This window comes from Porphyrobacter sp. MBR-49, assembly GCF_053628655.1.
In genome coordinates this window covers 107,559-129,262 of the sequence record NZ_JBRJGU010000003.1, presented here as the reverse complement: position 1 = coordinate 129,262, position 21,704 = coordinate 107,559, and the positions used below count along the sequence as shown (strand labels likewise).

Sequence of the window (21,704 nt, the reverse complement as noted above, 5' to 3'; positions counted from 1 at the left end):
ATGATCGATCAACCCACTGGCCCCACGCTGCTCGGCTTCGACGTCATTTTCGTCGGAACCATGCTGGCCGGTCTTGCCGCTTTTGCCGTGATGCTGGCCATCTATGCAGCAGTCACGATCCGCGACCCGATGGCCAAGCGTGTCAAGGCGCTCGAAGCGCGGCGCGAACAGCTCAAGGCCGGGATCATCATCTCGGGGTCAAAGAAGCGCGCCAGTCTGGTGCGTCGGACCGACACGACCGACAAGGTCAAGGACAGCCTCGGCAAGCTCAACATTCTGCAGGAAAGCCAGATCAAAGCTGTTCAGCAGAAGCTCGCCCATGCAGGGTACCGCAACAAAGAACTGGCAGTCATCATCATCGGTCTGCGTGCCATCATGCCGGTGGTGCTTGGCGGACTTGCGGCGCTGCTGATTTACGGCATCGAATTGTGGCCCGATCTTGGCCCGTTCAAGCGCCTTGGTGCCTTCGCGCTGATCGTGTTCCTGAGCTACAAGGGACCAGAACTCTACATCGGCAATCAGGCGACCAAACGCACCAAGGAAATCCAGAAGGGCCTGCCCGATGCGCTCGATCTGCTGGTGATCTGCGCCGAAGCCGGTCTGACCGTCGACGCCGCGTTCAACCGTGTCGCCAAGGAACTGGGCCGTGCCTATCCCGAACTGGGTGATGAATTCGCCCTCACCGCGATCGAGCTGTCGTTCCTCAACGAACGCAAGATGGCCTTCAACAACCTTGCCTTTCGCGTCAATCTTGACGCGGTGAAGGGCGTGGTGACGACCATGATCCAGACCGAACGTTACGGCACCCCGCTCGCCAGTGCGCTGCGCGTGTTGTCCGCTGAGTTCCGCAACGAACGTATGATGCGCGCCGAAGAAAAAGCCGCGCGTCTGCCTGCGATCATGACCATCCCGCTGATTATGTTCATTCTGCCGACGCTGTTTGTGGTCATTCTTGGCCCGGCGGCCTGTTCGATCTCGGACAACCTGGTCAAATAGCAACGGCAACACCAAAGTCCGATGCGCGTGGGCCGGGGCAGGTTTCAACCCTGCTCCGGCCCCGCATCGTTACGGCGCGCGAGTTCCATGGCGCGTTGGCGCAACCCGGCCAGCAAGCCGCGCAGCATTGCTTCTTCGCCCGGTGCCAAGCCTGCGATCAATTCCTGCTCGGTCGCCTTGGCCAGTGGCATCACCTCGGCATGGATCGCACGCCCCTCGCCCGTTAATGCGAGCAGGTGCGAACGCCCGTCGCCGGGATTGGGCACACGCGCGATCAGCCCGCGCTCCTCAAGTACCTTGACTGCGCGGTTGACCGCGACCTTGTCCATCACCGTGGCCGCGGTCAGCCCGCGCTGGGTCATCGTTCCTGCATCGCCCAGCACCGCCATCACCCGCCATTCAGGGATCTTGAGGCCAAACCGCTTGCGATATCGCTCGGCAATCAGGCTGCTGACCGCGTTGGAGGCAACCGAAAGCTGATACGGCAGGAACCCGCCGAGCTGGCCCGTTTCCTCACTCATACGGGCGATCATCCCACCACGGGTAGAAATCGGGCATGTCGGCGCTGACCTTGCCGGGATACATCGGGCGGCGTTTTTCAAGGAAGCTGGCGATGCCTTCCTTGGCATCGGCCCCACGTGACAGGCGATAAATGGCGCGGCTATCGATCTTGTGCGCTTCCATCGGGTGATCCGCGCTCATCAGCCGCCACATCATCGCCCGCGTCATCGCCACCGAAATGGCCGAGGTATTTTCGGCAATTTCAGTCGCGAGGCTTTTGGCCGCGTGCAGCAGGTCTTGCGGCGCATGGATTGACCGCACCAGCCCGCCCGCCTTGGCCTCAGCCGCGTCGAACACCCGGCCTGTGTAGCACCATTCCAGCGCCTGGCTGATGCCGACGATACGCGGCAGGAACCAGCTTGACGCGGCCTCAGGCACAATCCCGCGCCGGGCAAAGACAAAGCCATAACGCGCGGTGTCACTGGCGAGGCGGATGTCCATCGCCAGTTGCATCGTCGCGCCGACGCCTACCGCGACGCCGTTGCAGGCGGAAATCAGCGGCTTTTTCGATTCAAACAACCGCAGCGTCAGCCGCCCTCCGCCGTCACGCACGCGTGGGTCGGACAGATCATCAACCTGCGTGGGATCAGAAAAGACATGCCCTCCCCCTTCGGGCGTCAGATCGGCACCCGCGCAGAATGCCCGTTCACCCGATCCGGTGAAGATCACCGCGCAAACCGCATCGTCGGCATCAATATCGTCCATCGCCGCGATGATTTCCTCACCCATCGTGCGGGTGTAAGCGTTCATCTTGTCCGGGCGGTTCAGGGTGATGGTGGCGATGCCATCGGCTTTGGTGACGATGATCTGGGTGTATTGGGTCATGCGATTCTCTCTTCCTCGACGGGTCAACCGGCCAGCCTGCCTGCGCCCTGTTGGAGACACATGTGACACTGTCCAGAACAGGAAAACAAGCCCGCGCGCGGGCGTATTTTTGCGAGGGGCACGAAGGCAGGCGATCGGCGTGCGGAGCATACGGGGAATCTAGCGCCAGCCCCCGCAAGTAGGAAAGCTGCCGATCAGCGGGCGATCCATTGCCAACGTCCGCTTACTTCCTCGTCGCCCCGTGCTTGCCTGCCCCGGCGCAGGCCGGGGACACGGGGCTTGGCTATTCTTGCGCTGCGCTCAATGTGAACCACTTTTCCCAGAGATCGTCCCAGTCAGGATTGTCCGCTTCGATCAGCGCGAACTTCCATTCACGCTTCCATTTCTTGACGAGCTTTTCACGGGCAATTGCGCGCTCTATCTCGTCGTGACGCTCGGCATAGACGAGCCGCGTCTTGTCGAAGTCGGCAACATGCGTGGAACCGGTGCCTTCGCGGTGCTGGTAAACCCGCTGCAGCACATTGGATGTAACACCCACATACATCCCGCCGCGATAGCGGTTCGCCATGATGTAGACCCAGCCACCCTTTTCCATCAGCCGTGTATCGGCGGGCGCGTGGGAAAAAGAAAGCCAAGCCCCGTGTCCCCGGCCTGCGCCGGGGCAGGCAAGCACGGGGCGACGAGTGTAACGTGAGAAACAGAAAAGCCGCCCTCTTGCCTTTGGGCGCGGGGCGGCTTTTCCATTTATTCGGGAAGGCCGGGATTCAGCGCGGTGCCATGCGGATGCCGCCGTCCAGCCGCACGTCTTCGCCGTTGAAATAGCCGGTTTCGATCATGCACATGGCGAGCTTGGCATATTCGGGGGGGGTGCCCAAACGCTTGGGGAACGGCACCGATGCGGCGAGCGCATCGCGGACGTTCTGCGGGGCTGCGGCCAGCAGCGGGGTGTCGAAAATGCCCGGCAGGATGGTGTTGACGCGGATGCCTTCGTTCATCAGGTCGCGCGCGATCGGCAGGGTCATGCCGATCACCCCGGCCTTTGATGCCGAATAGGCCGCCTGACCGATCTGACCATCTTCGCCAGCCACCGATGCGGTGTTCACAATCGCGCCGCGCTCACCATTCTCGTCAAGCGGATCGAGGGTCAGCATCCCCGCCGCCGATTTGGCGATGCAGCGGAAGGTGCCGATCAGGTTGACCTGAATGACGAAATCGAAGGCTGAAATCGGGAAGTGCTTGATCGAACCGTCTTCCTTGCTGCGGCTGGCGGTCTTGATCGCATTGCCAATCCCGGCGCAGTTCACCAGAATGCGTTCCTGCCCGTGGGCGGCGCGGGCCTTGGCGAAACCGGCGTCGACATCGTCATCGCTGGTCACGTTGACCTTGCAGAACACCCCGCCGATTTCGGCAGCGACCGCTTCGCCCTTTTCCTCGTTCATGTCGAAGATCGCGACCTTGGCGCCCTTGGCCGCAAGCGCGCGGGCGGTGGCGGCCCCAAGGCCGGATGCGCCGCCGGTGACAACGGCGGGGGTGTTGGCTGAAACTTCCATTTTCGTGTTCCTCTCAATCAAATCGTCATCCCGGCGAAGGCCGGGATCTCATGCAAATAGGCAGAGCGATTGCGGCCCTGGGCCCCGGCCTGCGCCGGGGTGACGTGGCAAATCAAAGCCGCTCGATAATCGTCACGTTGGCGACCCCGCCGCCTTCGCACATGGTCTGCAGGCCATATTTCTTGCCGTGGCGTTGCAGCGCGTGAACCAGCGTTGCCATCAGCTTGGTGCCCGACGCGCCGAGCGGGTGGCCGAGCGCAATCGCGCCGCCGTGCACGTTCAGCTTTTCGGGATCAGCGCCGGTATGCTTGAGCCACGCGAGCGGCACCGAAGCGAAGGCTTCGTTGACTTCGTAAAGATCGATATCGGCGATGCTGAGGCCTGCGCGCTGCAAGGCGCGATCGGTCGCAAACAGCGGTTCTTCCAGCATGATCACCGGGTCGCCCGCCGTCACCGTCAGGTTGTGGATGCGCGCCAGCGGGGTCAGGCCGTGGCGCTTCAACGCTGCCTCGGATACCACCAGCACCGCCGACGACCCGTCGCAGATCTGGCTGGACGATGCAGCGGTCAGCAGGCCGTCGGGCGACAGCAGCTTGACCCCTGCGATCCCTTCCAGCGTCGCGTCAAACCGGATGCCTTCGTCAATCGTGTGCAACTGCGCGCCCTCAGGCGTTTCGATCAGCACCGGCACGATTTCAGCATCAAACGCCCCGCCCTTGGTCGCGGCGATCGCTTTCTGGTGGCTGGCGAAGGCAAAGCGATCAAGATCGTCCTTGGAAAGCCCGTGCTTCTTGACGATCATCTCGGCGCCCATGAACTGGCTGAAGTTGATGCCGGGGAACTTTTCCTCAAGCCCGTCGGCCTTGCTGTAGAGGCCTTCTTTCATGTGCAGCGTGACGTTGGAACCCATCGGCACGCGGCTCATGCTTTCGACACCGCTGGCGATCACCACGTCCTGCGTCCCGCTCATCACGGCTTGCGCGGCGAACTGGATCGCCTGCTGGCTGGAACCGCACTGGCGATCAATCGTCACCGCTGGCGTGGACTGCGGCAGCAGCTTTGACGCCAGCACGCCCATCCGCCCGACCTGCAGCGCCTGCTCGCCTGCCTGACTGACGCAGCCGGTGATCACATCCTCGATCGCGGTCGGATCGATCCCGCTGCGTTCGACTATCGCATCGAGCGAGGTCGCCAGCAGGTCAACCGGGTGCACTCCGGCAAGCCGCCCGCCGCGACGCCCGCCAGCAGTGCGCACGGCTTCTACGATATAGGCTGTGGTCATTTCTCTCTCCTTGCGCTGATCCGAACGCGTCGGCGGCGAGTAATCAGTTTCGCTTCGCCACTTGCTTGTGCTGTAGCGCCTATGGGAGCGGAAGTTGCAAATCAAGCGGGCAAAGCAAGGTGGCGCGCGGCAGGATATCTCGTTCCTGTTGTTCTACTTGCTTTTCATGGCGTTGCTCGGCTCCGGCGACGGTCGCAGGAAACTGCCACGCAAAGCGAGGCCGCTATCAGCGAATGCGCTTAACCCGCAGCGGCCGCCCGCCGTTGATGCGCGCGCGGAAACTGCCCATGATGCCAGCTTTGATCGTCACTTCATCACCCGCCTTGGGTGGACGCATGCTGGCGCTTTCAAGCTGCTGCCACACCGCCCCATCGTCCATCGTGAACGTATATAAGCGGGTCGGGTTCAGTTGGACTGCGGTGAGGCGATAGGTCTTTTCGGCGAGTTGGTTATCGCCAAGCCAGAGGTCCACATTGCTGGTTGCGCCAAAACGCGCCTCGCGCTCGGCCTCCACGATATCGCGATCCGCGACCAGCAGATCGCCTGAATCCCGCACGTTTGCAACCTGTTGCGCCGCACGGTCAAAACACTCCAGCCGATCACTTTTATCGCCGATATCGCGGCATGCGAGCAGGGCCGATAATTGCGCTGGCGCGTCGCTTTTGGCGGCATCTTGCGAGGGCGCAGTCTGCGCCAAAACCGGGCCGCCAAGCAGCGCAACAGGAATGGCGGCGGCAACGATTGCAAGACCTGCAGATCGGCAGGCTGTTCGGACAAACATGGGGGGCGTCTCCTGGGTGGCAAAAATGTCGTTTTTGCGACTCTGGCTCCACCTCTTGGCGCAACCAGAACGCTACGTCGATAACTGTTGCAATTCAATCACACCGGGGGGGGAACTTCCCCGCAGCGGCAGGCCTTCGCTTTACACCCGCTACCCCTTGGGTCAATCAGCGGATTGGTAGTGCGGCTTGGCATGTGATGGTCGAAAGATGCTCGGTCGGCCGCGTTTATCGGTAATCTTATTACCACATCACAACAGAAGGTGATCTTGATGAAAAGCAAATTGTTTTTGAGGGCGCTTAACGCTGGTGTCGCTACTGCGGCGCTAAGCTTCGCGCTCGCGCCGCAGGCGGCGTTCGCACAGGACGACGCAGCGCAGGACGATATCGCCGCAAATCCGGCGAGCACGATTGTCGTGACCGGTTCGCGTATTAACAACCCGAACCTGACGGCATCCAGCCCGGTTTCCGTGGTCACGGCGGACGATATTGATTTTCGCCAGGCGACCGTGGTGGATGATTTCCTTCGCGAAATTCCGGGCATCACGCCGAGCATCGGCGCGCAGGTGAACAATGGTAACGGCGGTTCGACCTTTGTCGATCTTCGCGGCATTGGTGCAAACCGCAACCTCGTGCTGCTCAATGGCACGCGCGTTGTTCCGGCTGGCCTTGCCGGCATCACCAACCTCGATGTCATTCCGGTCGCGCTGATTGAGCGCGTTGATGTGCTTACCGGCGGCGCTGGCGCTGCTTATGGTGCGGATGCCATTTCGGGTGTCGTCAACTTCATCACCAAAAGTGATTTTGCTGGCGTTGATCTTTCGGGCACCAGTCAGATTACTGACGAAGGTGACGGCGATACCTACCGTGTCGATTTGACGATCGGTGCCAATTTTGATGATGGTCGCGGTAACGCCACCCTCAGCATGGGTTACACCGATCGCAAGGCCGTGTTTCAGGGTGATCGCCCCTTCGGTGAATTCAACCTGAGCTCGGTCACTGGCAATGCGGGCGGGTCGAGCACTGCTGTCCCAACGGTCATTTCCGTTCCGGGGACGACCAGCGGAACATTGCAAATCTCGCCTGATGGCACTTCGCTGGTTCCGTTTGATCGGCCGTTCAACTTCAACCCGCAGAACATTTTCCAGGTGCCGCTCGAACAGTACCGCCTCTTTGGGACTGCTCGCTACGAAATTACGGAGGGAGTCGAAATCTTCTCCGAAGCGATGTACGTGCAGAGCACCAACAGCACGATCATCGCGTCCTCGGGCACATTCCGGAACGTGTTTGAAACCCCGCTTTCCAACCCGTTCCTGCCCGCCGGTATCCGCAACCAGATTTGCGGATTTGATACTGGTGGTGGTACGCCGCTGTTCACGCAAGCTCAGTGCGATGCCGGTGCGTTGGCGACCGATCCGACCGATCCCAACTTCCAGACTGTCGACATCGATTTCGGTCGTCGTTTTACAGAATTCGGCACCCGCAACAACGAACGTGAAACCCAGCTCTGGCAGTTCAAGACCGGTTTCCGCGGCGGAATTACCGATAACATCAGCTACGAAGTTTTCGGTGCCTATGGTGAAAGCGAAATCGATTCGCGGCAGAGCGGCAACGGCCTGTTCTCGCGCCTGCAACAGTCGATCCTTTCGACCGATCCGGCAGCTTGCCTCGATCCGTCAAACGGATGTGTGCCGATCGATCTGTTCGGGCCGGAAGGCAGCATTACGCCAGCAGTTCAGGGCTTCCTCGATACCGGCAACTCGGCCGGGACTGAAACCTCGCTGGGCCAGGTGCAGGGCTTCATTTCGGGCGACTTCGGCGCTTCGTTGCCCTGGGCAACAAACCCGGTCAGCTTCGTGGTTGGCGCTGAATATCGGGAATATAAAGCTGGAACCAGTTCGGACTTGCTGACCCAGACCCCGGGCGAAGTGCTCGGCAATGGTGCGGCTAGCCCTGATAGCTTCGGCACCTATGATGTCAGCGAAATATTCGGCGAACTCAACGTTCCGCTGGTTGAAGGCGGTTTCGTTCACGAAGCCACCCTGCAACTCGCTGGTCGTGTGTCGGATTATTCGACCACCGGCACTGAATATACTTGGAAAGCGGGCGGCACGATCAGCCCGATCCCCAGCGTTCAGATCCGCGGCAACTACCAGCAGGTGACGCGTGCGCCGAACATTGGTGAACTGTTCTCGCCGCGGGTTACCGGGCTTGACAACTTTGACAGCGACCCTTGCGCTGGTGCCATCACCAACGCGGATCTTCGGGCAGTTTGTATTGCTCAGGGCGCTCCGGCCACCTCGATCGGCAACATCATCGTCGATCCGGCGGGTCAGGTAAACCTGACCGAAGGCGGCAATCCGAACCTCCAAGCGGAAGAAGCCGACACCTGGACAGTTGGTGTGGTGTTCACACCTGACTTCGTCCCGGGCCTGTCGGTCACGGTTGATTATTACAACATCAATCTGACCGATGCGATCACCTCGCCGACCGTGGATAGCGTGTTCATCGGTTGTTTTGGTTCGAACTTCCGTACCGCCCCAGTCGTGACGGCTGCATCGGCCAGCGATCCGCTGTGCACCGACAGCATCCGCCGCAACCCGGCGACCGGCAACCTGTTCGGCTCGGTCGCAACCACCCCGGGTATCCTGACCTCCGTGTCGAACCTCGGGCAGATCAAGACTGACGGTATTGATCTGGTGATCAACTACGCAACCGATCTTGGCTTTGCCGGGTTGAACCTTAACTTCAACGGTAACTGGACCGACACGAACAGCTTTGATCCCAACACGAATGACCCGACTGACACGGTGTTTGAATGCGCCGGGTTCTTCGGGACCAACTGTGGATCGATCACACCTGATTTCGCGTTCACCCAGCGTTCGACATTGTCGTTTGAACGTGTCGATGCATCGCTCCTGTGGCGCTACATCGACGGTGTTAAGCTTGAACGTTCGGTGTTCAACGCTGCCGGCCAGGCTCCGTTCCTCGATGAATTTGAAACCATCGGGGCAGAGCATTACTTTGACCTGACCGTGCGGTTCCAGGCGACCGAAAACTTCGCGTTTACCGCTGCGGTTATCAACCTCTTCGACAATGATCCGAAGGTGGTTGGCAGCAACATCGGTTCGACTTCGTTCAACAGCGGGAACATTTTCCCATCGACCTACGATCCGTTGGGCCGTCGGTTCTCGGTTACCGGTCGCGTCACCTTCTAAGACGTCGCTCCGGCACAAAATCAGAGGGCGCAGCGCAAGCTGCGCCCTCTTTTTTTGTCCAGCGCACAAACTGTTGGCTGTTAGGGGCAATCAACGCAGCTTAGGCCCGGCGGAAGCTCGCCACAGGACATTGGCAAAGCCGGGCGGGCCCTCGCGAAAGGCTGGGCGCGCAAGGGGCCATATCTAACGCTAGAATGTTGCAAAACTGCAACTTTGAACAATTTAATTCTGAATTTTTGTTCAGGAACCTGTCTGGGCGTTGCGTAGCGGGTGCGAACGCAATTAGGTTGCGCTTTGGAAGCGGGGGCGCTCCGCTCTTAACAAGGGACCTCATACATGATCAGGTTTTTCAATGCAGAACGCCGCGTCGGCCTTTTTGCAAGTGTTGGCGTTGCCGCGCTGGCAATGTCCGCTCCGGCGCTGGCGCAGGATGCGGAGACTGAAGAAGAGGTAGCGGTCACCACCGCCGAAACTCCCGAACAAACTGCCGCAGAAACACGCGGGATCACAGTCACTGGTTCGCGCATTCGCCGCGACGTAAACCTCGACTCGGTGGTTCCGGTGATTTCGGTGACCCGCGACGAAATCCTGAACGACGGCAACATCAGCCTTGGCGATGCCCTGAACGATCTGCCTGCATTGCGTTCGACCTTTAACAGCTCGAACTCGCAGCGGTTCATTGGCACGACCGGCCTCAACCTCCTCGATCTTCGCGGCTTGGGCACGGCGCGCACACTGACGGTGGTCAATGGTCGTCGGCACGTCACGTCCAGCGTCGGATCATTCCAGGTTGATACCAACACGATCCCCAGCGCACTGCTGGAACGGGTCGATGTGGTTACCGGTGGTTCATCGGCTGTGTATGGTTCAGAAGCCATCGCCGGTGTCGTCAACTTTGTCCTGCGCGACGACTATGAAGGCCTCCAGCTTGATAGCCTTGTCAGCATTTCTGACCGTGGAGATGGCCGTCAGTTCAGCGTTGAAGGCGTTTGGGGCAAGAATTTCGCCGATGGCCGCGGCAACATCACCTTGGCCGCTGAGTACGCCGATAGCCAACGCGTGTTCAATTCACAGCGTCCGGAAATTTCGGGTTTTGGCATTGGCTTTACGGGCTTCGTCGTCAACCCCGATGATACTACGGCCGAAGGTCTGACCAACAGCAACGGCATCCCCGACAACATCCTCGCCCGCAACCTGCTGCTCGACTTTATTTCCGATGGCGGGACGGTGCAGACTTTCTGCCTTTCCGACGAAGTTTCGCAGCCTCTGGCATGCGATGCAAACGGGCTGGAGCGCCGTTTCCGCTTCGGCGCGGATGGACGCCTGTTCGGCGAAGTCACCGATCAGTTCGCTGCTGACGGGCTTGCCTCAAACGGAACGGGTACTGCACTGTCTGACGGCACTTTACTTCCGGATATTGAACGCACCACCATCAATCTTCTGGCCAATTTTGAGGTGTCGTCCGCGTTTCGTCCGTTTGTTGAATTCAAATATGTCAATATCGACACTTTGGGTCAGGGAACACCGTCTTTCTTCAACAGCTTCTGCGGCGGTCTGGCCGGTGCCTCAGGGCTTGATCCGAGTTGCGCTGACGTAGCATCATCGGCGTTCTTCTTTGTGCCGATTACCAACGCATTCCTTGATCCGGCTGACGCACAGACGATCACGAATATTCAGGATGAACTGCTCGGCTTTTTCGGGCTACCTGCTGGCCTGTCGCAGGGCTTTTTCATCAATCGCAACAACAGCGATTTTGGCACCCGCAATGACAAGCTCAACCGCGAAACCTATCGTTTCGTCGGCGGGGTTGATGGCGATATTTCCAGCAACACGCGCTATGAATTGTCGTTCAGTTATGGCCGGTTCACTACCCAGCTTGAGGCTCAGAATGATCTGATTTTCGCAAACACGCGCGCTGCGCTTGATTCGGTGGTTGACGGCGGCAACATTGTCTGCCGCGTCAACGTCGATGCCGATCCGTCCAACGACCTGCCGGGCTGTGTTCCGCTCAACCCGTTCGGGTTTGGCGCGCCGAGCGATGAAGCGCTCGCGTTCATCAACACAACATCGCAATTGGATGGGAAAGCACAACAATACAACGTTCTTGGGTTCATCTCGACCGACAGTTCACCCTTCTTTGAACTGCCCGGTGGCCCGGTAGGTGTGGTTGTTGGTGGTGAATGGCGGCGCGAAACCGCGTTTGAACAGCCCGATGAATTTTCGGCGGGCGGAAACACCTTCTTCAACGCCTTTGACGTGTTCGATCCACCGGCACTTGAAGTGTATGAACTGTTCGGCGAAATTAACGTACCGCTGCTCGCGAACCGGCCCTTCTTTGAAGAGCTGACCTTTACAGCTGCTGGTCGTATCTCCGATTACAACTCGGGCGCTGGATCGACCGGGACGGTTGAAGCGTGGAACCTGAACGGGATCTGGGCACCGATCCGTGATCTCCGCTTCCGCGCCAACTTTTCGCGGTCGGTTCGTTCGCCGACATTGTCTGACCTGTTCTCACCGCAAACGGTCAACTTCCTGTTCTTCGATGACCCGTGCGATGTGGACTTCATCGATCAGGGGTCGGGCACGCGCGCAGCGAACTGCCTTGCTGCCGGGGTGCCTGTCGGTTTTGACGAGAACATCACTGGCAACCGCTCGGTTTTACAGGGTGGTAATACTCTGCTGCGGGCAGAAACTTCGGACAGCTTTACCGCGGGTGCGATCATCCAGCCGCGGTTCCTGCCGGGCTTCAGCCTGTCGGTCGACTACTACAATATCGACATTGACAACGTGATCGCAAACGTCGGCCCGCAAGCTATTTTGAACAATTGCTTCGATGCCGCCGATCTCAACAATACGTTCTGCGAGGCGATCAGGCCACGCCAGCCGGATGGCTCGCTCGATGTCAATGCGGCGCTCGTGACCGGGCCGATCAACTTTGCGGCACTGACAGCCGAAGGGCTTGATTTCGACGCGCGCTACGTCAGGACATTCGGCAATGGCCACCGGTTGTCGCTGCGTGCGATTGCGACCTATGTGATCGATCGGACCAACTTCCTCGATACCAATAATCCGGAAGTGCCCAATGATGTCCGCGGCGAACTTGGCGATCCGGTCTGGGCGGCGAACTTCAACGCGGCCTACACCGCCGGGGCGTTCACGCTGTCGTGGTCAGGTCGTTTTGTCGATAGTCAGTTCAACGGCGCTCGTGAAAACATCAACAACAATATCGAATTGTGCACGACCGGCACCATTCCCCGCACAGACACCCCTTGCACGACCGGTGAACTGGTCAAGGCACCGCCGCGCAATCCTGATGTGTTCGATGCCGAGTTTCAGAAATTTCCGACGCGCCTTACCCAGGACGTCCGGCTGGATATCGACATCGAAGATAATTACCGTTTCACGGTCGGCGTTGACAATATCACTGACAAGCTGCCGCCGTTCGGCCTTACCGGAGCTGGCGCGGGTTCAGGGATTTTCTCGAACCGCGGCCGCACGTTCTTCGCATCGTTCCGGGCGGAATTGTAATTCGACCGGAAGGGCGCAGGCCTGAAAACGAAAAGGCCCCGGGAAACCGGGGCCTTTTTTTGTTGCCACTCGTAAGGGTAAAGTCTCCGATCAGCTGACCTGTATGGAAAGCTGGCCGTCACCCTCATCAATATGTAGCGTGGCACCATCGCTGATCTTGCCCTCCAGCAGCATTTCCGCCAGCGGGTCTTGCAGGTAACGCTGCACCGCGCGTTTCAGGGGCCGTGCGCCGTAAACCGGATCATAGCCCACCCGGCCAAGCCAGCGCAGCGCCGCATCGGTCAGCTCAAGCGTGATCTTTCGGTCGCTGAGCAGCTTCTGCACCCGGCCCACCTGAATTTCGACAATCGGCGCCATGTGTTCCTGCGCCAGCCGGTGGAACAGGATGATCTCGTCCAGACGGTTGAGAAACTCGGGCCGGAAATGCCCGCGCACCACGTCCATCACGTCCTTTTCGACCGCAGCAGGCTCCGCGCCGTCGGGCAGGTTGGCGAGATATTGGCTGCCGAGGTTTGAGGTGAGGATGATCAGCGTGTTGCTGAAATCGACCACCCGGCCCTGCCCGTCGGTCAGGCGGCCATCATCAAGCACTTGCAGCAGCACGTTGAAGACATCGCTGTGCGCCTTTTCCACCTCGTCGAACAGCACCACCTGATAGGGGCGGCGGCGCACGGCTTCGGTCAGCACCCCGCCTTCTTCATAGCCGACATAGCCCGGAGGCGCGCCGATCAACCGGGCGACTGCGTGCTTCTCCATGAATTCGCTCATGTCGATGCGCACCATTGCGCTGTCATCATCGAACAGGAACCCGGCCAGCGCCTTGGTCAGCTCGGTCTTGCCGACGCCCGTGGGGCCGAGGAACAGGAAGCTGCCCAGCGGACGGCCAGGGTCTTGCAGCCCCGCGCGCGCACGGCGCACGGCCTTGGAGACGGCCTCGATCGCTTGGCGCTGGCCGATCACCCGCTTGCCAAGGATAGCCTCCATCGCCAGCAGCTTTTCGCGTTCCCCCGCCATCATCTTGTCGACCGGCACACCCGTCCAGCGGCTGACGACACCGGCGATGTCTTCCTCGGTCACTTCTTCGCGCAGCAGCGCGTTTTCGGACAGCGCCTGCGCGTCGGTGAGCTGCTTTTCGAGTGCCGGAATGCGCCCGTAAGACAGCTCGCCCGCCTTGGCGAGATCGCCGGTGCGCTGCGCCTGTTCCAGTTCCAGCCGTGCGGCATCGAGCTGTTCCTTGATCCGGCTTTCAGCCTCGATCTTGTCGCGTTCATTCTGCCAGCGGGTGGTGAGTTCGGCCGACTGCTGTTCGAGGTTGGCGAGTTCTTCACGCAGCGCGATCAGCCGGTCTTTCGACGCCTGATCGCTCTCCTTGCCGAGCGCTGATTCCTCGATCTTCAGCTGGATAATCCGCCGGTCGAGCGTTTCGATTTCCTCGGGCTTGCTCTCCACCTCCATGCGGATGCGGCTGGCCGCTTCGTCCATCAGGTCGATTGCCTTGTCGGGTAGAAAGCGGTTCTGGATGTAGCGGTCAGACAGCTTCGCCGCCGCCACAATCGCGCCATCGGTGATGCGCACGCCGTGGTGGAGTTCGTACTTGTCCTTGATCCCGCGCAGGATGCTGATGGTGTCCTCAACGCTCGGCTCGGCGATGAAAACCGGCTGGAAGCGTCGCTGGAGCGCGGGGTCTTTTTCGACGTATTTCTGATATTCGTCGAGCGTGGTTGCCCCGATGCAGTGCAATTCGCCGCGCGACAGAGCGGGCTTGAGCAAGTTCGATGCATCCATCGATCCTTCGGACGCGCCCGCGCCGATCAGGGTGTGCATTTCATCAATGAACAGAATGATCTGGCCGCCCGCGCCCTTCACCTCGTCGAGCACGCTCTTCAGCCGTTCCTCAAACTCGCCGCGATATTTCGCACCCGCAATCAACGCGCCCATATCAAGGCTCATCAGGGTGCGGCCCTTGAGGCTGTCAGGCACGTCGCCATTGGCAATCCGCAGCGCAAGCCCTTCGGCAATCGCGGTTTTCCCGGTGCCGGGTTCGCCGATCAGCGCAGGGTTGTTCTTGGTGCGGCGGGCGAGAATCTGGATCGTGCGGCGGATTTCCTCGTCGCGGCCAATCACCGGATCAAGTTTGCCATCGCGCGCGGCCTGGGTGAGGTCGCGCGCGAATTTCTGCATCGCGTCATAGGTGTTTTCGGCGCTGGCGCTATCGGCGCGCTTGCCGCCGCGCAGCTGTTCAATCGCGGCATTGAGGCCTTGCGGAGTGATGCTGGCGGCCTTCAAGGCCTCCCCTGCGGCAGTCTGCGACAGGGCCAGCGCGACCAAGAGGCGTTCTACCGTGACGTAGGAATCGCCCGCCTTGTCTGCGATCTGTTCGGCCTGATCCAGCACCCGCACCGCATCATTATCCAGCCCCGGCGTCGCCTGCGCGCCGCTGCCAGTCACTGCCGGGATCTTGGCCAGCCCCGCATCGACCGCCGCCACCGCCAAGGCAGGTTCACCGCCTGCGCGCTGAATCAGACCCGCAGCCATGCCTTCGCTATCTTCCAGCAGCGCCTTCAACAGGTGCAGCGGGGTGATGCGCTGATGATTGATACGGATCGCAACCGTTTGCGCGCTTTGCAGAAAGCCCTTGGCCCGGTCGGTGAACTTTTCGAGATTCATGGCGTTTAACCCTTCCAAACGTACCGCCGCGAGATAGTGTTGTAAATTGGCAACACAAGAGCCCGGCAAGCAAATAATTGGTGCCCGGTGTATTATCTAACTAGGTGGGTCGGACAACTGACTTCGGCAAGAGGGCGCTCGTCCGCTTGACCGGATTGCCCGCACAAGCGATGCATATCGCGCAGGATTTGGGAGAGAAATCGGATGAAGTGGATCAAGGGCGGCGTGATTGCGTTTGGCGGTGTGCTGGCGCTTGGCCTGACGGTGCTCGCCACGTGGGAGCCGTATTTCGCCAGCGCCGCTAATGCGCCCGCCGCCCGCACCTATACCGCTGAAATCATCCGCGACCAGTTCGGTGTGCCGCACATCTATGGCGAAACTGACGCCGACGCCGCGTTCGGGGTTGCGGTCGCCCATGCCGAGGATGATTTCTTCACCTTGCAGGACGTGGTCGCCATGTCGCGCGGGCGTTACGGCGCTATTGCAGGCGAGGACGGGGCGAAAATTGATTACGCCTACCACCTGATCGACGCGCGCGGCACGGCTGAACGCGGCTATCCAGAACTTCCCGCAGATACCCGCGCACTGTTTGAAGCCTATGCTGCGGGTCTTAACCACTATGCCGAGCAGCACCCTGCGGAGCTCAAGCTCGCCAACCTGTTTCCGGTCACTGGCGTGGACGTCGCCGCCGGGTTTGCGCTGCGCCAGCCGTTCTTTTTCGGGCTGGACGCGGTGATCGGCCCCTTGGTGGCAGGAGACACCTTGCCGCGCGAACACGGCCCCGACATCCCCGGCTTCCCGCGCCCTCAAGTGCCCGAAGCTGAAGCTGCCCAAGCTGCGCCGAAGCAGACCAAGGCGCTGGTGCTGCCGCTGGGCGAAGACGCGCAGCACCTTGGCTCCAACGCCTTTGCCGTCAGTCCCGAAAAATCGGGCGGGCCGACCACGCTGATCTCCAATTCGCATCAGCCCTTGCGCGGCGGGGTGGCGTGGTATGAACTGGTGGTGGAAAGCGGTGAGGGCTGGCATTTTGCCGGCGCGAACTTCCCCGGATCGCCCTTCCCCTTCCTCGGCCATAACGAACATCTGGGTTGGACCAACACGGTCAACACCCCGGACATGATCGATATCTACCAGTTGGAACTCGACGAGACAGGCACCCGCTACCGGCTGGATGGCGAATGGCGCGATCTGGACAGCACATGGGTGACGCTGCCGGTCAAGGTTGGTCCGGTGGTGCTGCCAATCCGGCGCGAAGTGCTGCGCTCGGTCCACGGCCCGGTGATCCGCAACGCCAAGGGCGCCTTTGCGATCCGCTATGGCGGGATTGGCCGGATCGACCAGCTTGATGCCTATTACCGCATCAACAAGGCGACCAGCTTTGCCGAATGGGAAGCGCAGCTGGCGCGGATGGCGATCCCTTCGACCAACTTCATCTATGCCGACAAGACTGGCACCATCGCCTATGTTTACAACGCCGCCATCCCCAACCGGCCCGCAGATGTGAGGGTCGATTGGCGCGGTGTGCTGCCCGGTGACCGGTCAGACCTGATCTGGAACGGCGCGGTCGATTACGCCGCGCTGCCCAAGCTGGTGAACCCGGCGAGCGGGTGGCTGTATAATTCCAACAACGAACCCTTCACCGCAGCGGGCGCGGGCGATGATCTTGCGCCCGATGATTTTTCGCCGGTGCTGGGGATCGAGCGCAAGCAGACCAACCGTTCGTGGCGCGCTTACAAGCTGCTGGGCGAAGCCAGCGTGCTTGACCGGGCGACACTGGAGCGGATCAAATATGATACCGCTTACGAGCGCGAAGGCTATGTCGCGCGGCTGTTCGATGCGCTGGCGGCGATGGAGGCTGATGGGCAGTTGGACGAAGCGCGCGATCTGCTGCTGAGCTGGGATTTCACCGCTGACAATAATGGCCGTGCCGATGCGATTGCGCTGCTGGTGATCCGTGATTTCATGTCGGCGGACTATTCCAACAAGCCATTTCCGGACGTCAAAGAAAAGCTGCAAGCCGCCGCCGATCACCTCACCACCCATTTCGGGCGCCTTGATCCGCCGATGGCCGATCTGCTGCGGTTGCGGCAGGGCGATGTCGATTTGCCGCTCGATGGCGGGTCGGACACCTTGCGCGCCTCGACCACATGGGATGTGGACGACGACGGGCGTCTCAGCCTCAAACATGGAGACAGTTTCATCATGTGGATCGAATGGCAGCCGGGTCAGCGGGTTTTTTCCCGCTCGGTTCAACCGTTTGGTGCAGCCTCCACCCGGCCCCAAAGCCCGCATTACACCGACCAGATGCGGCTGTTCGTCGATCAACAGCTGAAGCCGGTGCATTTCTGGCGCGATGATGTGCTGGCGAATGCCAGCAATCGGGCGACCGTTACCAACGCCCGCTAACCGATAATTTCTTTTCGTTTTCTCACCGGAGCCATCACACATGACCATCCGTTTTGCTGCCACCAGCCTTTCGGCGCTTGCCCTCGCGCTCGCCACACCGCTCACCCCGGCGCTTGCCGATAATCACGCCGTCAGCAGCGCCGCCCCACAGGCGAGCGCCGATCTGCCTGCACTGGTTGCGCAGGTGCAGATTCCCTATCAGCGGTTCGTGCTCGACAACGGGTTGACCGTGATCGTGCACGAAGATCGCAAGGCCCCCGTGGTCGGCGTTGCGGTGTGGTATAATGTCGGTTCGAAAGACGAACCCAAGGGCCAGACCGGCTTTGCCCACCTGTTTGAACACCTGATGTTCAACGGTTCGGAAAACGCGCCGCAGGATTACTTCCAATACCTCGCCGAAATGGGCGCGACCGATTACAACGGCACCACCAATTTCGACCGCACCAATTATTTCCAGACCGTGCCTCGTCCGGCATTGGAGCGCGCGTTGTGGCTGGAAAGCGACCGGATGGGCTATCTTCTCGGCGCGGTGACGCAGGAAAAACTCGATAACCAGCGCGGCGTGGTGCAGAACGAAAAACGGCAGGGCGATAACCAGCCGGGCGGGCTGGTGTTCTATGAACTGCTGAAAACCCTGTTCCCCGAAGGCCACCCCTATCACCATTCGATAATCGGCTCGATGGCCGATCTCGACGCCGCGTCGATGGACGATGTGCGCAAGTGGTTCACCGACAAATACGGCCCCAACAACGCCACGCTGGTGATGGCGGGCGATGTCTCGGCGGCTGAGGCAAAGGTGCTGGCCGAAAAGTATTTCGGCCCGATTGCGCGCGGGCCGGTCAACACGCCCAAGGCTGCGGACGTGCCAACCTTGGCGGAGGATGTGCGCACAGTGATGAAAGATCAGGTCGCGGCCACCCGCGTCACCCGCTATTGGCCCGCGCCGGGCATCACCGATGCCGATCTGACCGCGCTCAATGTTGGCACGAGCATTCTGGGCGGGCTGGCTTCGAGCCGGTTGGATGAAGTGCTGGTGCGCGATGAACAGCTTGCAGTCGCGGTGTCTGCAAACAGCAGCAATTTCCAACGGGTCGGCCTTTTGTCGGTCAGCGCGACGGCCAAGCCGGGCGTGGATGTTGCGACGCTCGAAGCGCGGCTCAATGAACTGGTCGCACAATTCATCGCTGAAGGCCCCACCGAAGACGAAGTGCGCCGCGCAGCCACCAGTCAGCTTGCCCGCACCATTCGCGGGCTGGAGCAGGTCGGCGGGTTCAGCGGCAAGGCAGTGACGCTGGCCAATGGCGAAGTGCTGGCGGGCGATGCTTCGTTCTACGCGACCGAGCTTGAACGCCTCGCCAAAGTCACCCCCGCCGAGGTCAAGGACGCGATGGCACGGTGGATGACCAAGCCCGCCTTCACGCTGGTGCTCGAACCGGGCGCGCGCGATGCGGAGTATCAGGAGGCCGCCTCGGTCGCCGCTGCGGACAATGCCTCGGAACGCGACCGCGAAGCCGAAACGCTGACCGTCACCGTCGAACGGCCCAAGCCCGCGATTGACACTGTGGCAGAGCTTGATTTCCCCGATCTCGAACGCGCAACCCTCGCCAATGGCATGAAGGTCACTTACGCCCAGCGCACCGCGGTGCCCGCGACCTATGTGGCGATGAGTTTCAACGCAGGCAGCGCCGCCGATCCGGCGGGCAAGCGCGGGCTTGAAAACGTCGCCATGGAGTTGTTCGACGAAGGCACGGCGAAGCTGACCGGGCAAGGCATTGCCGAGGCCAGCGAACGGCTGGGCGCGAATATCTCGGTCGGCGGCGGCGATGACCGGTCAACCTTCACGCTGTCGGCGTTGACCGCCAACCTTGCCCCCAGCCTTGATCTGATGCGCCAGATCATGCGCGAACCGGCGTTCAACCCGGCCGATCTGGAGCGCGTGCGCACCCAGACCGTTACCGGCATCCGTCAGGCGATGAAGTCGCCGCAAGGCGTCGCCGTGCGCACGCTGGCACCCGAACTGTTCGGCGCGGACACGCCCTATGGCGGGGTCAGCACGGTCGAAAGCGTCAGCGCGATCACCCGTGATGATCTGATTGCGTTCAAGGACAGCTGGATCCGCCCCGATAATGGCGAAGTCTTCGTCATTTCCGATCGTCCGCTGGCCGACATCGTCACCGAACTGAACGGCGCGTTTGGCGACTGGGCGGCTCCGGCTGCGCCCAAGGGCACCAAGCAGATCGCGGCCGAGCAGGTCAGCGAAGGGGGGCGCATCATCCTGATTAACCGCCCCAATTCGCCGCAGAGCTTTATCTACGGCGGCCAAGTCACCCCGCTGGATGCAGGCGATCCGGCCTTCGTTGCCTTTAACAGCGCCAATAACGCGCTGGGCGGTGATTTCCTCGCCCGCCTCAACATGAACCTGCGCGAGACCAAGGGCTGGAGCTACGGCGTGCGTGGCGGCGCGCAACCGCGTGAAAATGCGGTGATCTATGCCATTTCGGGCGGCGTGCAGGCTGATCGCACCGGGGATTCGCTGGCGGAAATGCTGCGCGAAACAGAAGAGTTCCTGACCCAGAAGGGCGTCACCGCTGACGAACTGGACCGCACCATTGCATCGTCGGTTGGCAGGCTGCCGGGCCTGTTCGAAACCTCCCCGGCGGTGCTGCGCGAAATGCAGAACAACGCGCTTTACGGACGGCCAGATAATTTTTCCGAAACGCTCGCCAGCATCTACCGCGCGCAGACGGCGGACAGCCTCGATGCCGTCGCCCGCGCCAGCATTGATACCGGCAAGTTCGTGTGGGTGGTGGTTGGCGATGCCGATAAGGTACGCAGCCAGCTCGAACCGCTCGGCCTGCCGATCGAACAGCGCGAGCTGGAAGGCGAATAAGCCTTGATCAGCGCGCTTTGGCCCAAATCCGGTTGAAGCGCGCTGACATAAGTGTAAACAACAGGCCACAAGTTTGCGTGGTCGGGAGCGTCCGGCCACACGTGTTTCAACGCCCGGATCGCCGCACGGCTCCGGGCCAATCGAGGAGTTAGATTATGTCGGTTGCAGGTACCTATAAATCCGTCGTGAAAAGCCCGATGGGCGATCAGTCGGGCACTTTTACTGTCGTTCCGGGTGATGGTGACAGCTTCACTGGCTCGCTGGTCGGCAGCCTGGGCTCGATGGATGTGGTTGATGGCAAGATTGCCGGCAACACGCTGACCTGGAAGATGAACATGGTCGTGCCGATGCCGATGACGCTGGATTGCGAAGCGACCGTGGACGGCGACCAGCTGACCGGTTCGGTCAATGCGGGCGCGTTTGGCGCGATGCCGCTGACGGGCCAGCGCGAAGCCTGATCGTCCCGGCTTGCGTGATTTGCGCGTAGTCAGGCCACAAAATTGCAAAACGCCGCCGGAGCACCTGCTTCGGCGGCGTTTTGTGTGAATGCGATGATGGTAAGGCGCTTTGGGATCAGGCACACCCTCACGCACAGGCGCACTCAACAAAGGGGGATGACAGATGAGCCAACCGACGCCGCAGGGCGACGTGCCGGGATCTGATGACCCGGACGCAGCGCCGATGCATCACGATGGGGTCGATGCCCTGCCCGACATCAATCAAACCACCGCCGACGGTGAAACCAATCTGCGCGAGGATGCCTATTGGCATGAAAATATCCGCCTGCTGATAGTGCTGATGGCGATCTGGTTCGCGTGCTCGTTCGGCGCGGGCATCCTGTTTCGCGAATTTCTCGACCAGTTCATGCTGGGCGGATACCCGCTCGGTTTCTGGTTCGCCCAGCAGGGTTCAATCTACGTCTTTATTGGGCTGATTTTCGTCTACGTCGTCACAATGAAGCGGATTGAGCGCAAGTACGATCTCGACGATTGAGGGGGCGCA

General features: G+C 60.7%; 14 protein-coding genes. 7 read left to right on the top strand and 7 right to left on the bottom strand.

Annotated features, from left to right (window positions below):
- Complete coding sequence (locus tag ACSSV3_RS05075; protein ID WP_354322659.1) at window positions 1-996, top strand: type II secretion system F family protein; 996 nt, start codon at window positions 1-3, stop codon at window positions 994-996.
- 44 nt (window positions 997-1,040) lie between these two features.
- Here the strand turns inward: ACSSV3_RS05075 and ACSSV3_RS05070 are convergent, their stop codons facing one another.
- From ACSSV3_RS05070 to ACSSV3_RS05045, 6 genes are all read right to left on the bottom strand, one after another.
- Window positions 1,041-1,517, bottom strand: a complete 477-nt coding sequence (locus tag ACSSV3_RS05070) for a MarR family winged helix-turn-helix transcriptional regulator (protein WP_354322658.1) — start codon at window positions 1,515-1,517, stop codon at window positions 1,041-1,043.
- Window positions 1,510-2,382 (bottom strand): crotonase/enoyl-CoA hydratase family protein, encoded by an 873-nt coding sequence (locus tag ACSSV3_RS05065; RefSeq protein WP_354322656.1) that lies wholly within the window; start codon window positions 2,380-2,382, stop codon window positions 1,510-1,512. The genes ACSSV3_RS05070 and ACSSV3_RS05065 overlap by 8 nt, the downstream gene beginning before the upstream one ends.
- Window positions 2,383-2,665: 283 nt before the next feature.
- The gene (locus ACSSV3_RS05060) at window positions 2,666-2,977 is read right to left on the bottom strand and encodes a GIY-YIG nuclease family protein (RefSeq protein ID WP_354322654.1); all 312 of its coding nucleotides are present in this window, start codon (window positions 2,975-2,977) and stop codon (window positions 2,666-2,668) included.
- 169 nt (window positions 2,978-3,146) lie between these two features.
- Window positions 3,147-3,932, bottom strand: coding sequence for an SDR family NAD(P)-dependent oxidoreductase (locus tag ACSSV3_RS05055; protein ID WP_354322652.1), 786 nt, complete (start codon window positions 3,930-3,932; stop codon window positions 3,147-3,149).
- Between the two features lie 112 nt (window positions 3,933-4,044).
- Window positions 4,045-5,214 (bottom strand): acetyl-CoA C-acetyltransferase, encoded by a 1,170-nt coding sequence (locus ACSSV3_RS05050; RefSeq protein ID WP_354322651.1) that lies wholly within the window; start codon window positions 5,212-5,214, stop codon window positions 4,045-4,047.
- Between the two features lie 226 nt (window positions 5,215-5,440).
- Window positions 5,441-5,995 carry a hypothetical protein gene (locus ACSSV3_RS05045; RefSeq protein WP_354322649.1) on the bottom strand — a complete coding sequence of 185 codons (555 nt, stop codon included), beginning with the start codon at window positions 5,993-5,995 and terminating at the stop codon, window positions 5,441-5,443.
- A gap of 270 nt (window positions 5,996-6,265) precedes the next feature.
- On the opposite strand from ACSSV3_RS05045, the gene ACSSV3_RS05040 reads away from it, so the two are divergent.
- Window positions 6,266-9,211, top strand: coding sequence for a TonB-dependent receptor domain-containing protein (locus tag ACSSV3_RS05040; protein WP_354322647.1), 2,946 nt, complete (start codon window positions 6,266-6,268; stop codon window positions 9,209-9,211).
- A gap of 336 nt (window positions 9,212-9,547) precedes the next feature.
- The gene (locus tag ACSSV3_RS05035) at window positions 9,548-12,739 is read left to right on the top strand and encodes a TonB-dependent receptor domain-containing protein (RefSeq protein ID WP_354322646.1); all 3,192 of its coding nucleotides are present in this window, start codon (window positions 9,548-9,550) and stop codon (window positions 12,737-12,739) included.
- A 90-nt stretch (window positions 12,740-12,829) separates the two neighbouring features.
- Here ACSSV3_RS05035 and clpB read toward each other — a convergent pair whose 3' ends face one another.
- The gene (clpB, locus tag ACSSV3_RS05030) at window positions 12,830-15,406 is read right to left on the bottom strand and encodes an ATP-dependent chaperone ClpB (protein WP_354322644.1); all 2,577 of its coding nucleotides are present in this window, start codon (window positions 15,404-15,406) and stop codon (window positions 12,830-12,832) included.
- A gap of 204 nt (window positions 15,407-15,610) precedes the next feature.
- Here clpB and ACSSV3_RS05025 point away from each other — a divergent pair, with 204 nt between their 5' ends.
- From ACSSV3_RS05025 to ACSSV3_RS05010, 4 genes are all read left to right on the top strand, one after another.
- Window positions 15,611-17,812, top strand: coding sequence for an acylase (locus ACSSV3_RS05025; protein ID WP_354322642.1), 2,202 nt, complete (start codon window positions 15,611-15,613; stop codon window positions 17,810-17,812).
- 40 nt (window positions 17,813-17,852) lie between these two features.
- Window positions 17,853-20,702, top strand: a complete 2,850-nt coding sequence (locus tag ACSSV3_RS05020) for a M16 family metallopeptidase (protein ID WP_354322641.1) — start codon at window positions 17,853-17,855, stop codon at window positions 20,700-20,702.
- 155 nt (window positions 20,703-20,857) lie between these two features.
- Window positions 20,858-21,160: a hypothetical protein gene (locus tag ACSSV3_RS05015; RefSeq protein ID WP_354322640.1), complete on the top strand. Its 303-nt coding sequence runs from the start codon at window positions 20,858-20,860 to the stop codon at window positions 21,158-21,160.
- Between the two features lie 163 nt (window positions 21,161-21,323).
- The gene (locus ACSSV3_RS05010) at window positions 21,324-21,695 is read left to right on the top strand and encodes a DUF4212 domain-containing protein (protein ID WP_354322639.1); all 372 of its coding nucleotides are present in this window, start codon (window positions 21,324-21,326) and stop codon (window positions 21,693-21,695) included.
- The last annotated feature ends 9 nt before the right edge of the window (window positions 21,696-21,704 follow it).

Coding starts and splice junctions, on each gene's coding strand:
- ACSSV3_RS05075 (WP_354322659.1), top strand. CDS start 1: ATGATCGATCAACCCACTGGCCCCACGCTGCTCGGCTTCGACGTCATT.
- ACSSV3_RS05070 (WP_354322658.1), bottom strand. CDS start 1,517: ATGAGTGAGGAAACGGGCCAGCTCGGCGGGTTCCTGCCGTATCAGCTT.
- ACSSV3_RS05065 (WP_354322656.1), bottom strand. CDS start 2,382: ATGACCCAATACACCCAGATCATCGTCACCAAAGCCGATGGCATCGCC.
- ACSSV3_RS05060 (WP_354322654.1), bottom strand. CDS start 2,977: ATGGAAAAGGGTGGCTGGGTCTACATCATGGCGAACCGCTATCGCGGC.
- ACSSV3_RS05055 (WP_354322652.1), bottom strand. CDS start 3,932: ATGGAAGTTTCAGCCAACACCCCCGCCGTTGTCACCGGCGGCGCATCC.
- ACSSV3_RS05050 (WP_354322651.1), bottom strand. CDS start 5,214: ATGACCACAGCCTATATCGTAGAAGCCGTGCGCACTGCTGGCGGGCGT.
- ACSSV3_RS05045 (WP_354322649.1), bottom strand. CDS start 5,995: ATGTTTGTCCGAACAGCCTGCCGATCTGCAGGTCTTGCAATCGTTGCC.
- ACSSV3_RS05040 (WP_354322647.1), top strand. CDS start 6,266: ATGAAAAGCAAATTGTTTTTGAGGGCGCTTAACGCTGGTGTCGCTACT.
- ACSSV3_RS05035 (WP_354322646.1), top strand. CDS start 9,548: ATGATCAGGTTTTTCAATGCAGAACGCCGCGTCGGCCTTTTTGCAAGT.
- clpB (WP_354322644.1), bottom strand. CDS start 15,406: ATGAATCTCGAAAAGTTCACCGACCGGGCCAAGGGCTTTCTGCAAAGC.
- ACSSV3_RS05025 (WP_354322642.1), top strand. CDS start 15,611: ATGAAGTGGATCAAGGGCGGCGTGATTGCGTTTGGCGGTGTGCTGGCG.
- ACSSV3_RS05020 (WP_354322641.1), top strand. CDS start 17,853: ATGACCATCCGTTTTGCTGCCACCAGCCTTTCGGCGCTTGCCCTCGCG.
- ACSSV3_RS05015 (WP_354322640.1), top strand. CDS start 20,858: ATGTCGGTTGCAGGTACCTATAAATCCGTCGTGAAAAGCCCGATGGGC.
- ACSSV3_RS05010 (WP_354322639.1), top strand. CDS start 21,324: ATGAGCCAACCGACGCCGCAGGGCGACGTGCCGGGATCTGATGACCCG.